The following is a 12,865-nucleotide window of genomic DNA, read 5'->3' on the forward strand; positions in this document are numbered from 1 at the left end:
ATGCCCGACTTCGACGTCGTCTCTCTCCCGGAGACCGACCACGTCGAGGAGGGCGACGCGGCGCCCGACTTCACCCGCCCGCTCGTGAACGGCGAGTACTGGGAGGACCGCTCGCTCGCCGACGTCGTCGACGGGCCGACGCTCCTCCTCTTCCACCCGATGGACGGCGCGTTTCAGGGGACGTACCTCTACAACACGGTCGACGACCACGGGTGGAGCGACGAGGTCGACGTCCTCGGCGTCTCGATCTCGACGCCGTACGCCCACAAGCGCCTGCTCGCCGACCGCGGCGACGGCGTCCGCATCTTCTCTGACCCGGGCGCGGGCGTGATCGAGGAGTACGGCCTCGCGCACGACATCGACGGCATGACGGGGGTCACGGAGAGTCGTCCCGCCGTCTTCCTCCTCGACGCCGACCGAACCGTCGAGTACGCGTGGGTCGCGGGCGAACACCCCGCGTTCCCCGACGCCGAGGCGATCGACGACGCGGTCGCGAACCTCGTCGACTGATACCCTCACGCTCCGCGGCCGCGTCGTCTCCCGGCGGGCGTCGGTGGGGGCGGCAACGTCCACTCGTCACGCTTTTTCAACTCGGCACCGAATAGCCGCACGTGACCGCCGATACGAGCGACGACGGACCGGACCGATCCGACGAGCTGCGCGCGGCGGCCGCCGCCGTCGACCGCGGCGACCTCGTCGTCTACCCGACCGAGACGGTGTACGGGCTCGGCGCGGACGCGCTCGATCCCGACGCCGTCGAGCGCGTCTTCGACCTGAAGGGCCGCGATCGGTCGAATCCGCTCTCGCTCGGCGTCGCGAGCGTCGACGACGCCCTCCGCCACACCCGCCCGACGGAGCGGGCGGTGGCGTTCGCCCGGGCGTTCCTCCCGGGGCCGGTGACCGTCGTCGTCGAGCGCGGCGACGGCGTGCCGGACGCGCTCACCGCCGGCCGCGACCGCGTCGGGATCCGCGTGCCGGACCACGACCTCGCGCGGGCGCTCATGGCCGAGACCGGTCCCCTCACGGCGACGAGCGCCAATGTCTCCGGGACCGGCAGCGTCACCGACCTCGGCGACCTCGACGACCGGGTCCGCGACGGGGTCGCCGCCGTGATCGACGGCAGCGAGACGCCCGGCACCGAGAGCACGGTCGTCGACCCCGAGGCGGGGACGATCCACCGCCGCGGGGCGATGGCGGGCGCCATCGAGGCGTGGCTGGCGGACCCGCCGGTAGACGGGTAGAAGCGCCGGCGAGAAGCGGTCGGCGCGTTAGACGGAGAGGTCGCCCTTCGCCTTGATCACGTCGAGGTCCCCGGCGTCGACCGTCTCGACGTCGAGCCAGTGGGGGACGTACTCGCGTTTGTCGTAGGCGTCACGCTCGTCCTCGGTGCCGACGGTACACCATAGCTGGGGCTCGTCCGGGCCGTGCCAGCCCCCCTGGACGTTGATGCCGAAACAGACCAGCTCCTCGCCGTCGTGCTCGATCACCGCGTCCTTCCGGATGTCGGGGTCGCCGCGGATGATGAGGTGTTTCATGTGCCGGCGTTTGCGTGTTCCGGGCTTAATCGCTTCGATACCGCGAATCGACGGGCGTCGGGGCGCGACCGCGAACGTCGATTCCGATCAGCCGGAGTAGTAGTACTCGCCGTCGCGCTTCTGCTGGCTGTCGAGCTGTGAGCCCGGCTTATTGATCCGGGGGCGTCCGGTGCGCTCGTCGCGGCGGAAGGTGATCTCGAGGTCGGCGAGGAACTCGTTCATGCCGTCGCGCATGTCCTGCGGCGGCGCCGCGCGGCCGCGCTCGGCCGGCTCGCCGTCGAACACCATCAGCCGGTCGGCCAGCAGGTCGATCATGTAGATGTCGTGGTCGATCACCATCACCGTCGCGTCGTGGTTCTCGGCGTACCGGCGGATCGCCGTGGTCGCCCGGACGCGCTGCTCCACGTCGAGGTGGGCCGAGGGCTCGTCGAGCAGGTAGAGATCGGCGTCGTCGGAGAGACAGGCCGCAATGGCGACGCGCTGACGTTCCCCGCCAGAGAGGTCCGAGAGGTTCTGCTCCATCACGCGCTCCAACTGGAGGGGCTGGGCGATCTCGGTGTTCCAGTAGGAGGAGCCGAACTCGTCGGTGATCGACGAGAGGAACGCGTCGACCCGCATGTGCTGGTCGATGTCGATGTACTGCGGCTTATAGGAGATGTCGAGCGCGAAGTCGAGCTCGCCCTCGTCGGGCTCCAAGTCACCCGTGAACAGCTGCGCGAGCGTGGACTTCCCGATCCCGTTCGGGCCGACGACGCCCAACACCTCGGAGCGGTTGATCTCGCCGCCCTCAACGCGGAGCTCGAACTCGCCGTCGCCGTACGACTTCCGCAGGTCCGGGTACTCGATCAGCGTCTCGCTCCGGGAGGCGACCCGCGGCGCGTGCTCCTCGAAGGTGATCGCCGACGGGCGGATCCGCATGTTCTCGTTGTCGAGGTACCCCTTCAGGTACTCGTTGATCCCCTTCCGCACCGACTTCGGGTCGGTGATGACCCCGTACGCGCCGGGCTCCCCGTACGCGACGTGGAGGGTGTCGGCGAGGAGGTCGAGGATGGCGAGGTCGTGTTCGACGACGAGCATCGACCGGTCGGCCGCGTCGTCGTCGGCGAGCTCGCGGATGAGCCGGGCGACGATCATCCGCTGGCCGATGTCGAGGTACGGCGTGATCTCGTCGAGGAAGTAGAAGTCGGCGTCACGTGCGAGGCACGCCGCGATGGCGACGCGCTGGAGCTCGCCGCCCGAGATGGAGTCGATGTCCTGGTCCATCACCGGGCGGATGTTGAGGCGGTCGACGAGATCGTCGAGCGCGCCGCGCTCGTCGGTCCGCTCCAGGAGTTCGCGGGTGTTCCCGTCGAACTGGTTCGGGATCTGGTCGACGTACTGCGGCTTGCGCGCGACCGTCACGTCGCCGTCGCGGAGCGATTCGAGGTAGCTCTGGATCCCGGTGCCGCGGAAGCGGTCGAGGACGCGCTCCCAGTCGCCGTCGGCGGCGTGGTCGCCGAGGTTCGGGACCATCTCGCCGGCGAGCGCGTGGACGGCCGTGGACTTCCCGATCCCGTTCGGGCCGAGGATACCGGTGACGCTGCCCGGCTCCGGCGTGGGGAGGCCGTACAGCGAGAAGGCGTTGTCGCCGTAGCGGTGGACCGGGTCGTCGTCGAGTTCGGAGGGGAGGTTGATGATCTCGATGGCGTCGAACGGGCAGGAGTTGACGCAGATGCCGCACGTCTCGCCGAGACAGATCTCCTCGGAGATGTGGATCTGGTCCGGATCGCCCTCTTCGGCGTCCTCACCGCGCTCCGTGATACACTCCTTGCCCGTCCGGTTGGGCGGGCAGTCCTTCATACACTCGTAGTTACAGCGGTCGGGCTGACACCGGTCGAGGTCCACGACCGCGATACTGTCGTCCGCCATCTCAGACCCCCAGTTCGACGCCGGACGTCAGGAGGACGGTGTAGCTGATGAACCAGAGGGTGAACGTGAGAAACGCGACGTAGAGGTTGTCTTTGACGCCGAAGTCCCCGACGCCGACCGCTTTAAATATCGGGTACTGCGCGATGACGAACGCCCCGAGCACGAACACCGCGGTCGTGCTCGCGGCGGAGGCCGGATCGGTGCCGACGTAGACGGCCGAAACGACGCCGGCGGCGATCCCGGCGAGACAGCAGATGGTCGTGACGACCACGCCGCGCGCGTGGTCGGAGAGGCCCGAGTCGTCGCTCATGCCTTCGGATCCGCGAGCGCCCGTGAAAAGCCGTTCGTTCCCGCCGCCGGCCGCGACCGCGACGGGAGTACCGCGGGGACATCCGCCGGGTCGGTCCGGCGCGCGTCGCCCCGGCCGAGGCGCGCGCGAGCCGAATCGCTGACTGACTGGTCAGTCCAGCGGGGAGAAATAGGGCCATATTGCCGGTTTGTACCGCGAAAAGCGGCGCATATCTCCGGTATACGGCGGTTCAGCGGCAATGCTCCATCAACATTTATGAGCGTGTGCGGTTTCGAATCGTAACGATGGAAGGAACTCAAACGGAGGGCCTCGACGACCTCCCGCCGAGCGCCAAACTCGTCTTCAAGGTGCTCGAGTACAACGGACCGTTGACCCAGAAGGGGATCGTCCAAGAGTCGATGCTGTCGGCCCGCACCGTCCGGTACGCGCTCGAACGGCTCGAGGGGATCGGCGTCGTCGACGAGGACGTCTACTTCGCGGACGCCAGGCAGAACCTCTACAAGCTCACGGAGCCGGCTCAGGAGTTCACCGCCGACGAGAGCGAGGCCTCCTGTACGGCCGACTGACGGGATCTTCAGATCGTCGGTGCGGTTCCGATCGCCCCCCTTCTCGCGGCGGCCCGATGCGGTCCCTATGACTCCGGACGCTCCGCGCCGCGTGCGCCGCTGACGGCGGTCGCGATCGTGAGGACGACCGCGACCGACAGCGCCGAGGTCGCCGCCAGCACGAACGCCAGCAGGAGGAACCAGACGTCCGGTCCGAAAAGCGGGTACTCGCGCGTGTCGATCACGGGTCCGAGCAGTTCGAGGGTCCTGACGAGGTACAGCAGGACCGCGAGCAGCGCGCCAGCCGCCGCCCCCACTCGGACGTTGCGGTAGAACGACAGCGACTCAAGGAGAACCAGCATCGGGGGCTTCGAACTGTCCTCGCTCACGGGTAGCCGTACGGTCGGCGGCCGCAAAGAGTCATCGGAACGCGACCGAGGCCCCCGGAAGCGGGGGGCGACGAGGCCGATTCGAAGCGGACGGGCGGCCCGTTGACCGAGCCTCGACGACACGGGGAGAGGATATCCTACACGATCGAAACGGACGTATGAAGGCCTGACAGCGTCAGTGACAGTCGTAAAGTGGATCGGCGGGAGAGGAGGCGTATGGCCAAACTGGTGCTGTCCGCGTTCCCGATGATAGACCCGGAGACGTACCGCGAGGTGCTCGCGGACGCCGTCGACGAGCCGGTCGAGATCGAAGTCGCGGAGCTGGGCTCGACCGAGCGGCTGATCGACGCGGCCTCGGGGGCCGACGCTGTCGTCACCGACATCAACACGCCCGTCACGGAGGCGGCGCTCGACGCCACGGACCTCGACGTCGTGGTCCGGTCGGCGGTCGGCGTCGACAACATCGACGTGGAGGCGGCCGCGGAGCGCGGCGTCACCGTCACCCGCGTCCCGGACTACTGTACCGACGAGGTCGCGACGCACTCGGTGACGCTGCTCCTCGCGTGCCTGCGGTCGCTGAAGCCGTACGACGACGCCGTCGCGGGCGGCGGGTGGAGCTGGGAGGCCGGCGCGCCGATCCGGCGCGTGAGCGCGTCGACCATCGGGCTGCTCTCGTTCGGGCCGATCGCGCAGCGCGCCGCCGAGCAGCTCTCCGGGTTCGACGCGGACCTCGTCGCGTACGACCCGTTCGTCGGTGCCGACGAGATGGCCGAGTACGGCGTCGAGGAGGTCGATTTCGAGGCGCTGTTCGACCGGGCCGACCACGTCGGCGTCTACGCCCCCCTGACGGACGCGACCCGGGGAATCGTCGACGCTGACGCGCTGGCGCGCCTCGACGAGGACTCGGTCGTCGTCAACGTGAGTCGCGGTCCGGTCGTCGACGCCGACGCGCTGCTCGACGCCCTGGAGGCGGACGAGATCAAGGCCGCCGGCCTCGACGTGCTCGCCGAGGAACCGCCGGAGGACGACCCACTCGTCGGGCGCGACGACACGGTCGTCACGCCGCACGCGGCGTGGTACAGCGAGGAGGCGAAGGACGACCTCAACCGGAGCGGCGCGGCGGACGTGGCGGCCGTCCTCAACGGCGAGACGCCGGCCGGCCGGGTCGACCCCGACGCGGACTGGCTGTAGTTCGGCGCCGTCGACGGCGCAGGTGCTCCGTCTACAGGCGGTCGAGGGCGTCAAAGTCGTCGTCGTCCGAGTCGCCCGCCTCGTCGAGAACCGGCGAGTCGCTCCCGCCGTCACCGTCGGGATAGTTCGCGTCGAGCCCCGCAGCCAAGCCGACCCCGAGGTCGTAGGTGTCGCGGACCGTCTGCGCGAGGACGCCGTCGCGGTCGAAGACGACGTAGACGGCGACGAACTCGTACTCCGCGGGGCGCAGCACGAACACCTCCCGCGGGTCGTCGTCGTCCCGCGAGTCGTTCACCCGCGCGACGAGCGGTTCGATCGGGAGCCGCCCGGTTCGGACCTCCTCGAAGGTGTCGCTGCCGGGCGCATCGGCGAAGAGGTAGAGCGCGCCGTTCGGATCGCCGTCGTTCGACCGGGTCGTGATCGAGCCGACGGGCTCGCCGTCCGCGCGGATCTGTCGCCACGTCTCGACGGCCGCCTCGAACATCCCCTCCACGTCGTCGGCGAAGCGGAACCGGGTCTCGCGGACGACCTCGACCCCGCGGAATCGCGCGGAGCCGTCGGTCCACGCCAGCGTCGCGTCGACGACGAAGCCGGGACGGAGCGCGTCGACGGCGTCCGCGAGGTCGCCGTCGTATCCCTCGGCGGTGGCGTACAGCGGGTCGTACCGGTCCGCGGCGTCGGGGTCCGTCGGATCGACCGGCTCGTCGGCGAGTTCGACGAGGACGAACTCCTCGGCGTCGTCGACGCCGCTCCGAGCCGCGTCGTCGTCGATGTCCGGCCGCTGGCGCCGGTCGTGGACGCGGAACCGGCCGCTCGTCGTCGGGTTCATGCCCGAGAGAACGGGTGGCGGGCGGAAAAGACGGTCGGAAGCGGGCGCCGAAACCGGCGTCGGCCGACCGCGGATCCGTGTCGTTATGGGGCGGGCGGCCCAATGAACCGGTAAATGGGGATCCTCGAGGACAAGTCGAACGCCCGGCTCTTCTACAAGTACCTCTCGAAGGTGTACGACCAGATCAACCGCTTCAACTGGAACGAGGAGATGCGCGCCGAGGCGCTCTCGTGGCTGGAGTTCGGCGACGACCCGACGGTGCTCGACGTCGGCTGCGGCACCGGGTTCGGCACCGAGGGACTGTTAGAGCACGCCGACGACGTCCACGGCCTCGACCAGAGCGTCCACCAGATGGAGAAGGCGTTCGAGAAGTTCGGGAAACACGACCGCGTCGACTTCTATCGCGGCGACGCCGAGCGGCTCCCGTTCCGCGACGACGCGTTCGACGTGGTCTGGTCGTCCGGCTCGATCGAGTACTGGCCGAATCCCGTCGAGGGGCTCCGCGAGCTCCGCCGCGTCGCGAAGCCCGGCGGACAGGTGCTCGTCGTCGGTCCGGACTACCCGAACAACCCGATCCTCCAGCGGGTGGCCGACGCGATCATGCTGTTCTACGACGCCGACGAGGCCGACCGGATGTTCGAGGCCGCCGGCTACGAGGAGTACGAACACCACATCCAGCAGGCGACGCCGCAGAGTCCGCGAGCGATCACGACCGTCGCTCGCGTTCCCGGCGACGACGGAACGGACGACGGGTCGGGTTCGACCGCCGCCAACGCGGAACCCTCGGCGCCCGACGCCGAGTGAGAGCGCGGTTCCCGCGTCGTGCCCGCTTCAGCCCGCTTCGACGGACGCCTCCAGCGACGCGACCGGCTGCCCGTCGGCCGTGATGTCGACGGTGACCGTCCGGCCGGGTTCGAGCGTCGGATCGTTGGTGTCCGCGACGCGGAACGTCGCCGTCTCCCCGACGCGCAGCGTGTCGTCGCCGGCGGCGTTGAACGGACCGGTCGGCCCGGGGTGAAACCCGGCGGCCGAAAAGAACGGGAGCGGCGGCTGTTCGTCGAGCGGTTCGCCGTCGATGCTGACGCGGATCGTCACGGCCGAGACGTCGATCGGGTCGCCGCCGCGGTGATCGATCGCGATCCGATCGTCGGTCGCCGACAGCGACAGCACCGCCGACGGCGGCACCGTCGCGCTGGGACCGTCGAGCGCGGCGGCCGCGACGCCGCCGGCCAGCACGACCGTGATCGCGATGAGCAGCACGCCCGCGACGGGCGCCATTCCCCGGCGGCGACGAGCGGCTGGTGGCACGGCGGTCCTGCGGCGGTTCCGTACAAAAGGGTCGGCCCGGGCGGCGGCGAGCGGGGGCGGAAACGCGGGCCGGAACGGGCGGTCCGGACCGGCGGAGACGACCCGGCCGACCGGTCACTCGTCGCCGACCGGCCTCGGGGTCGTCAGGGGTTCGATGTCGTCGAGAACGACGACGTACGGCTCGTCGACGACCGTGATCCGGTACAGCTCGGCGGGCGAGAGCGTCCGAACGACGCCGGCCCCGTCGGTGGTGCCGATCGCCCGACTGTCTCCGCCGCCGACGGACTTCGTGACGGTGACATCGGGGACCGGTTCACCCGTCTCGTCGTCGAGGACGGTGACGGTCACCGGGCCGCCGGGGTAGGTCCGCTCGACGGTGACGTTGAACCCGTCGCCGGAGGCGGTGACCGGTTCGCTGTCGGGGAACGCCGTCAGGCCGACCCGCTGGTGTTCGACGAACACCTGTTCCGTCCCGCCGCTGACGAACGTCTGGAGGGTGCCGAACTCGTGCGGGATCGTGATACGCTGGACCGAGCCCGCGCCGAACGCGTCGGGCTGGCGGAGCGCGGCCGTCTCAGGGTAGGCCGCCTCGGTCATCTCGATGGCCGCGTCGTTCGAGATGTCGCTGCCGCCGCGGTCCCAGCGGCCCGTGCGGAAGACCTCGCGGACGTACTCGTCCTCGACGACGGTCGCGAGCACGACGGCGCCCTGGCTCGACGCGACGTAGATGTCGCTCGGGGCGGACTGCCCGCGGGCGATGGCGAGGGCGCGGTCGCGGACCGGCCCCTCGTACACCTGTAGCGCCACCTGAAGCTCGTCGAGCCGACCGGGAGAGCTGAAGTCCTCCGTCGCGTCGGCGAGCGCGTCGATCGCGTCGAGCCGCTCGTCGTACTCCTTAGCGGTCGCCGCCACACGGACGAGTTCGTCGAGCAGTTCGCGGTCAGTGATCTCGCCGTCGGCGTGCGAGCTGAAGGCCTCCGACTGGCGACGGTACAGCGCCACCTCGGCGCGCTCGACGCGGTTGATCTCCGCGAGGATCTGCTGTTGGCGCTCGACGTTCGTCTCGGTGCGCTCGATCCGGTCGACGACGGCCGCCGTCTCGAAGGCGGCGTCGGCGTCGGCGGTCGCGAACCCGAGCGACGATCCGAGGTCGGGGCCCCGGGTGGACGTGCTGACGCGCGTCGCCGCGCCCGACGGCGTCGAGAGCGTCCGGAGCGTGAGGTTCGCCGTTTCGATCTGCGGCGCGAGTTGGCTGGGGGTCGACGGGGAATCCGCCGAGGAGGCGAGATCGACGGACCGTGACGGGGATGTGGAGGGCGAGACGGGATCAACGGACTGCGCCGGGCCGGAAGGCGGGACGGAGGCGGCGGGCCGCGCCGGCTCTGAGGCGGGCGAAGCGCCGTCGGAGGCGGCGACGCCGGGGCCGGCGACGCCGGCGACCGGCGCCACGAGCAGCAGGACCGCGACCGCGGCGATCGGGAGGGCTCTCATCGTCTGCTGGTTCGCCCCGCGATACAAAAAATCCACCCACTGCGGTCGGTCACCGGCGCCGTGCGGGTCGGTGTCGCGGTCGACGGCACGTCCGGCCGCGGACGTGAGTGGGAGTTCGACCGCGTTTCCCGTCGAAAAACAGCGTATGGAAAGCGTTTTGCCCGGCGCGCGAGTGGCCGGAGACGTATGCGGAACCCCGCCTTGCGCGCGTTCTTGGTCGCGATCGTCGCGCTCGCGTTGCTCGCGAGCGCCGGCGGCGCGGTCACCGGCGCGACGACGGCCCCCTCTCCCCTCGACGCGGAGGTCGCCCCGAACCACGCCGGGCCGCTCGACGGCTCGACCGACGTTCGGGGGTCTCTCGGCGGGGAATCAGCGGTTCGCCAACAGACCGACGACGCGATCACCTCGCCGTCGACGACCCGTATCCGACTCGCGTTGAACCCGGACCGGAGCGCCGACTGGACCGTCGCGGTGCGGTACTCGCTGGCCGACGAGAACGAGACCGACGTGTTCCGCACGGCCGGCGAGCGCTTCCGCGGCGGCGAGATCGGGCCGAACGCCGCGCTGTTCGAGGGATTCCGTCGGGAGGCGAGCCGCACCGTCGACCGGTCGATGTCTATCGAGGGCGTCGAGCGGGAGGTCGAGGTGTACGAGGACCCGAGCGAGTTCGACGTCGCCACCGAAGACGCCGTCGCCGTCGGTGAGTTCCGCCTGCGGTTCACCTGGACCGAGTTCCTCGCACAGGACGGCGAGAGCCTGATCCTCGGGGACGCGCTGACGACGCCGGGCAACGAGACGTGGCTGCGTAGCCTCGAGGCGAGCCAGACCCTGGAGGTGGCGACGCCGGAGGGGTACGCCGTCACCGGAACGCCGAGCACCGCCGTGACGCAGCTCTCCGACGGCGACGTGATAATCGAGGGCCCCCAGACGTTCGAGAGCGGTGACCCGGTACGGATCGTGTACGAGCCCGCCGGGGCGGGCGCTCCGTGGGGAATGCTGGCGGCCGCGATACTGCTCGGGGCCACGCTCATCGCCGGCAGCGTCGTCGGGTACCGCCGGATCACCGCAGAGGAGGATGTCTCGGACGAGTCAGCCGCGACCTCCGAGACCGCGGACCCCGGCGGCGCCGACCGGAAGCCGATCGGTGCCGGCGACGGCGGTCCGGAAGACGACGGTTCGGGGGACGACCCCGGCGATTCCGTCGGAGAGGGGGAGGACGGCGACGACGGGCCGGACCTCTCGCTGCTCTCGGACGAGGAACGCGTCGAGCGGCTCCTCGACGAGAACGGCGGCCGGATGCGGCAGGCAGACATCGTCGCCGAGACCGGGTGGTCGGACGCGAAGGTCTCGCAGCTGCTCTCGGCGATGGCCGACGAGGGGCGCGTCGAGAAGCTCCGACTCGGCCGCGAGAACCTCATTTCGCTGCCCGACGGCGAGGACGAGACGGGCAGCGACGGCGAGGAGTAGGCGGAGGCGGCGGCGACAGCGAGGAGACAGCGACGGCGGCGACAGCGCCCGTTCGAGCGCCGAGCGCTGACCCGTGGAAGCGGAAACCGCCGGTCCGTCCTCGCCCGTTCCGAAAACCATTACAGGGCGAGCGACCGAGTAACGATCATGAAGGTTCTGGTGACCGTCAAGGAGGTCGCGGAGGCGGACGACGACTTCGCGATCGAGGGGACCGACATCGCCGAGTCCGATCTCGAGTACGATCTCAACGAGTGGGACGACTACGCCGTCGAGGCGGCGGTCCAGCTGGCCGAGGCCGGGATCGCGGACGAGGTCGTGACCGTCACCGTCGGGCCGGAGCGCTCGGAGGAGACGATCCGGATGGCGCTCGCGAAGGGCGCCGACCGCGCGGTCCGCGTCTGGGACGACGCGCTGGACGGCGGGTTCGCCGACGTCGCCTCGAAGGTCGAGCTGTTCGAGGCGGTCGTCGCGGAGGAGGAGCCGGACCTGATCCTCGGGGGGGTCCAGGCGGCCGACACCGGGTTCGGCGCGACCGGCGTCGCGCTCGCGGAGCGGATCGGCTTCGAGCACGCCGCGGTCGTCAACGACCTCGATGTCGACGCGGACGCGGGGGTGGCCCACGTCCACCGCGAGCTGGAGGGCGGGGTCGAGGAGCTGACCGACGTCGACCTCCCGGCGGTGTTGACCGTCCAGACCGGGCTCAACGAGCCGCGGTACGCGAGCCTCCGCGGGATCCGGCAGGCACAGCGGAAGGAGATAGCGGTGAAGGCGCTGTCCGACCTCGGGCTGACGGCCGAGGACGTCGAGAGCGCGCTGACGCTCACCTCGATGTACGAGCCGGAGAGCGAGTCGGACGCGGAGATCATCGAGGGGGACGCCGGGGAGTCCGCGGGTCGCCTTGCCGAGGTCCTCCGTGACAAGGGGGTGAGCGCGTAATGAGCGTGCTCGTCGCCGCCGAACACCGCCGGGGAGAGCTCCGCGACGTCTCGTACGAGGCGATCACCGCCGGCCGAGAGCTCGCCGACGCGCGGGGAGTCGACCTCCACGTGGCGGTCGTCGCGGGCGACGTCGACGCCTTCGCGGAGGAGCTGAACCGCGAGGGGGTCGACGCGATCCACGCCGTCGCCGACGGCGAGGAGTTCGACCACAACGCCTACCGAGCGGCGGCCTCGACGCTGGCCGACCGCGTCGACGCCGGGGCGGTGGTGCTGCCGAACTCCGTCAACGGGCTCGACTACGCGCCCGCCCTCGCCGAGAGCCTCGGCGTCCCGCTGGTGACCGACGCGGTCGGGATCGAGTACGACGACGGGCTCACCGTCACCCGCGAGATGTACGGCTCGAAGGTCGAGACGACGGTCGACGTCGAGGGCGACCGGTTCGTCCTCACGGTCCGGGGCGGCGAGTGGCCGCCCGCGGAGGGCGTCGGAGACGCGACGGTCGAGGCGGCCGACATCGACCTCCCCGAGTCGGGAGCCCGCGTCACCGGCTTCGAGGAGGTCGGCGGCGGCGACGTCGACATCGCGGACGCCGACGTGCTCGTCTCGGTCGGCCGCGGCATCGAGGAGGAGGAGAACATCGAGCTCATCGAGGACCTCGCGGACGCGCTCGGCGCGACGCTGTCCGCCTCTCGACCGATCGTCGACAACGGTTGGCTGCCGAAGAACCGGCAGGTCGGACAGAGCGGGAAGGTCGTCACGCCGGACGTGTACATCGCGGTCGGCATCTCCGGCGCGGTCCAGCACGTCGCCGGCATGAAGGGGTCGGACACGATCGTCGCGATCAACACCGACCCGAACGCGCCGATATTCGACATCGCCGACTACGGGATCGTCGGCGACCTCTTCGACGTGGTGCCCGAACTCATCGACGAGTTCGCGTAGGCAGACCCCGGA

The 12,865-nt window shown here is 70.4% G+C and carries 15 protein-coding genes; 8 read left to right on the forward strand and 7 right to left on the reverse strand.

Features of this window, described 5'->3' with window-relative positions:
- Positions 1 to 510, forward strand: coding sequence for a redoxin domain-containing protein (locus tag EXE41_RS00150; protein ID WP_086215912.1), 510 nt, complete (start codon positions 1 to 3; stop codon positions 508 to 510).
- A gap of 101 nt (positions 511 to 611) precedes the next feature.
- Complete coding sequence (locus EXE41_RS00155) at positions 612 to 1,241, forward strand: L-threonylcarbamoyladenylate synthase (protein WP_137689975.1); 630 nt, start codon at positions 612 to 614, stop codon at positions 1,239 to 1,241.
- A gap of 27 nt (positions 1,242 to 1,268) precedes the next feature.
- Here the strand turns inward: EXE41_RS00155 and EXE41_RS00160 are convergent, their stop codons facing one another.
- From EXE41_RS00160 to EXE41_RS00170, 3 genes are all read right to left on the reverse strand, one after another.
- Positions 1,269 to 1,535: an HAH_0734 family protein gene (locus EXE41_RS00160; RefSeq protein WP_049931464.1), complete on the reverse strand. Its 267-nt coding sequence runs from the start codon at positions 1,533 to 1,535 to the stop codon at positions 1,269 to 1,271.
- Between the two features lie 87 nt (positions 1,536 to 1,622).
- Positions 1,623 to 3,443, reverse strand: a complete 1,821-nt coding sequence (locus EXE41_RS00165) for a ribosome biogenesis/translation initiation ATPase RLI (RefSeq protein ID WP_049931463.1) — start codon at positions 3,441 to 3,443, stop codon at positions 1,623 to 1,625.
- A gap of 1 nt (position 3,444) precedes the next feature.
- The gene (locus EXE41_RS00170) at positions 3,445 to 3,753 is read right to left on the reverse strand and encodes a hypothetical protein (protein ID WP_086215915.1); all 309 of its coding nucleotides are present in this window, start codon (positions 3,751 to 3,753) and stop codon (positions 3,445 to 3,447) included.
- A 284-nt stretch (positions 3,754 to 4,037) separates the two neighbouring features.
- Between EXE41_RS00170 and EXE41_RS00175 the strand changes: the two genes are divergently transcribed.
- Positions 4,038 to 4,319, forward strand: coding sequence for a helix-turn-helix domain-containing protein (locus EXE41_RS00175; protein ID WP_004598013.1), 282 nt, complete (start codon positions 4,038 to 4,040; stop codon positions 4,317 to 4,319).
- A 65-nt stretch (positions 4,320 to 4,384) separates the two neighbouring features.
- Here EXE41_RS00175 and EXE41_RS00180 read toward each other — a convergent pair whose 3' ends face one another.
- A complete protein-coding gene (locus EXE41_RS00180; protein WP_049931522.1) occupies positions 4,385 to 4,660 on the reverse strand; it encodes a hypothetical protein in 276 nt (91 codons plus the stop codon).
- A gap of 243 nt (positions 4,661 to 4,903) precedes the next feature.
- Between EXE41_RS00180 and EXE41_RS00185 the strand changes: the two genes are divergently transcribed.
- Complete coding sequence (locus EXE41_RS00185) at positions 4,904 to 5,878, forward strand: C-terminal binding protein (RefSeq protein ID WP_086215917.1); 975 nt, start codon at positions 4,904 to 4,906, stop codon at positions 5,876 to 5,878.
- A gap of 31 nt (positions 5,879 to 5,909) precedes the next feature.
- Here the strand turns inward: EXE41_RS00185 and EXE41_RS00190 are convergent, their stop codons facing one another.
- Positions 5,910 to 6,707: a DUF6663 family protein gene (locus EXE41_RS00190; protein WP_137689976.1), complete on the reverse strand. Its 798-nt coding sequence runs from the start codon at positions 6,705 to 6,707 to the stop codon at positions 5,910 to 5,912.
- Between the two features lie 114 nt (positions 6,708 to 6,821).
- Between EXE41_RS00190 and EXE41_RS00195 the strand changes: the two genes are divergently transcribed.
- Positions 6,822 to 7,511 carry a methyltransferase domain-containing protein gene (locus EXE41_RS00195; protein WP_137689977.1) on the forward strand — a complete coding sequence of 230 codons (690 nt, stop codon included), beginning with the start codon at positions 6,822 to 6,824 and terminating at the stop codon, positions 7,509 to 7,511.
- A gap of 27 nt (positions 7,512 to 7,538) precedes the next feature.
- Here the strand turns inward: EXE41_RS00195 and EXE41_RS00200 are convergent, their stop codons facing one another.
- Entirely contained in the window at positions 7,539 to 7,985 is a 447-nt protein-coding gene (locus tag EXE41_RS00200; protein ID WP_086215919.1) for a type IV pilin, read from the reverse strand.
- Positions 7,986 to 8,129: 144 nt separating this feature from the next.
- Positions 8,130 to 9,506: a hypothetical protein gene (locus tag EXE41_RS00205; protein ID WP_137689978.1), complete on the reverse strand. Its 1,377-nt coding sequence runs from the start codon at positions 9,504 to 9,506 to the stop codon at positions 8,130 to 8,132.
- A 186-nt stretch (positions 9,507 to 9,692) separates the two neighbouring features.
- On the opposite strand from EXE41_RS00205, the gene EXE41_RS00210 reads away from it, so the two are divergent.
- The 3 genes from EXE41_RS00210 to EXE41_RS00220 all read left to right on the forward strand — a co-directional run bounded on the left by EXE41_RS00210 (position 9,693) and on the right by EXE41_RS00220 (position 12,853).
- Positions 9,693 to 10,973 (forward strand): hypothetical protein, encoded by a 1,281-nt coding sequence (locus EXE41_RS00210; protein WP_137689979.1) that lies wholly within the window; start codon positions 9,693 to 9,695, stop codon positions 10,971 to 10,973.
- 147 nt (positions 10,974 to 11,120) lie between these two features.
- On the forward strand, positions 11,121 to 11,909 hold the full coding sequence (locus EXE41_RS00215; RefSeq protein ID WP_049931454.1) for an electron transfer flavoprotein subunit beta/FixA family protein: 789 nt from the start codon (positions 11,121 to 11,123) through the stop codon (positions 11,907 to 11,909).
- Positions 11,909 to 12,853 carry an electron transfer flavoprotein subunit alpha/FixB family protein gene (locus tag EXE41_RS00220; protein ID WP_137689980.1) on the forward strand — a complete coding sequence of 315 codons (945 nt, stop codon included), beginning with the start codon at positions 11,909 to 11,911 and terminating at the stop codon, positions 12,851 to 12,853. The genes EXE41_RS00215 and EXE41_RS00220 overlap by 1 nt, the downstream gene beginning before the upstream one ends.
- Positions 12,854 to 12,865: the final 12 nt, after the last annotated feature.

The sequence above is a fragment of the Halorubrum sp. SD690R genome (assembly GCF_005435035.1).
Classification (GTDB): Archaea; Halobacteriota; Halobacteria; order Halobacteriales; family Haloferacaceae; genus Halorubrum; species Halorubrum ezzemoulense.

Coding starts and splice junctions, on each gene's coding strand:
- EXE41_RS00190 (WP_137689976.1), bottom strand. CDS start 6,707: ATGAACCCGACGACGAGCGGCCGGTTCCGCGTCCACGACCGGCGCCAG.
- EXE41_RS00200 (WP_086215919.1), bottom strand. CDS start 7,985: ATGGCGCCCGTCGCGGGCGTGCTGCTCATCGCGATCACGGTCGTGCTG.
- EXE41_RS00165 (WP_049931463.1), bottom strand. CDS start 3,443: ATGGCGGACGACAGTATCGCGGTCGTGGACCTCGACCGGTGTCAGCCC.
- EXE41_RS00150 (WP_086215912.1), top strand. CDS start 1: ATGCCCGACTTCGACGTCGTCTCTCTCCCGGAGACCGACCACGTCGAG.
- EXE41_RS00210 (WP_137689979.1), top strand. CDS start 9,693: ATGCGGAACCCCGCCTTGCGCGCGTTCTTGGTCGCGATCGTCGCGCTC.
- EXE41_RS00175 (WP_004598013.1), top strand. CDS start 4,038: ATGGAAGGAACTCAAACGGAGGGCCTCGACGACCTCCCGCCGAGCGCC.
- EXE41_RS00170 (WP_086215915.1), bottom strand. CDS start 3,753: ATGAGCGACGACTCGGGCCTCTCCGACCACGCGCGCGGCGTGGTCGTC.
- EXE41_RS00220 (WP_137689980.1), top strand. CDS start 11,909: ATGAGCGTGCTCGTCGCCGCCGAACACCGCCGGGGAGAGCTCCGCGAC.
- EXE41_RS00160 (WP_049931464.1), bottom strand. CDS start 1,535: ATGAAACACCTCATCATCCGCGGCGACCCCGACATCCGGAAGGACGCG.
- EXE41_RS00205 (WP_137689978.1), bottom strand. CDS start 9,506: ATGAGAGCCCTCCCGATCGCCGCGGTCGCGGTCCTGCTGCTCGTGGCG.
- EXE41_RS00215 (WP_049931454.1), top strand. CDS start 11,121: ATGAAGGTTCTGGTGACCGTCAAGGAGGTCGCGGAGGCGGACGACGAC.
- EXE41_RS00185 (WP_086215917.1), top strand. CDS start 4,904: ATGGCCAAACTGGTGCTGTCCGCGTTCCCGATGATAGACCCGGAGACG.
- EXE41_RS00180 (WP_049931522.1), bottom strand. CDS start 4,660: ATGCTGGTTCTCCTTGAGTCGCTGTCGTTCTACCGCAACGTCCGAGTG.
- EXE41_RS00195 (WP_137689977.1), top strand. CDS start 6,822: ATGGGGATCCTCGAGGACAAGTCGAACGCCCGGCTCTTCTACAAGTAC.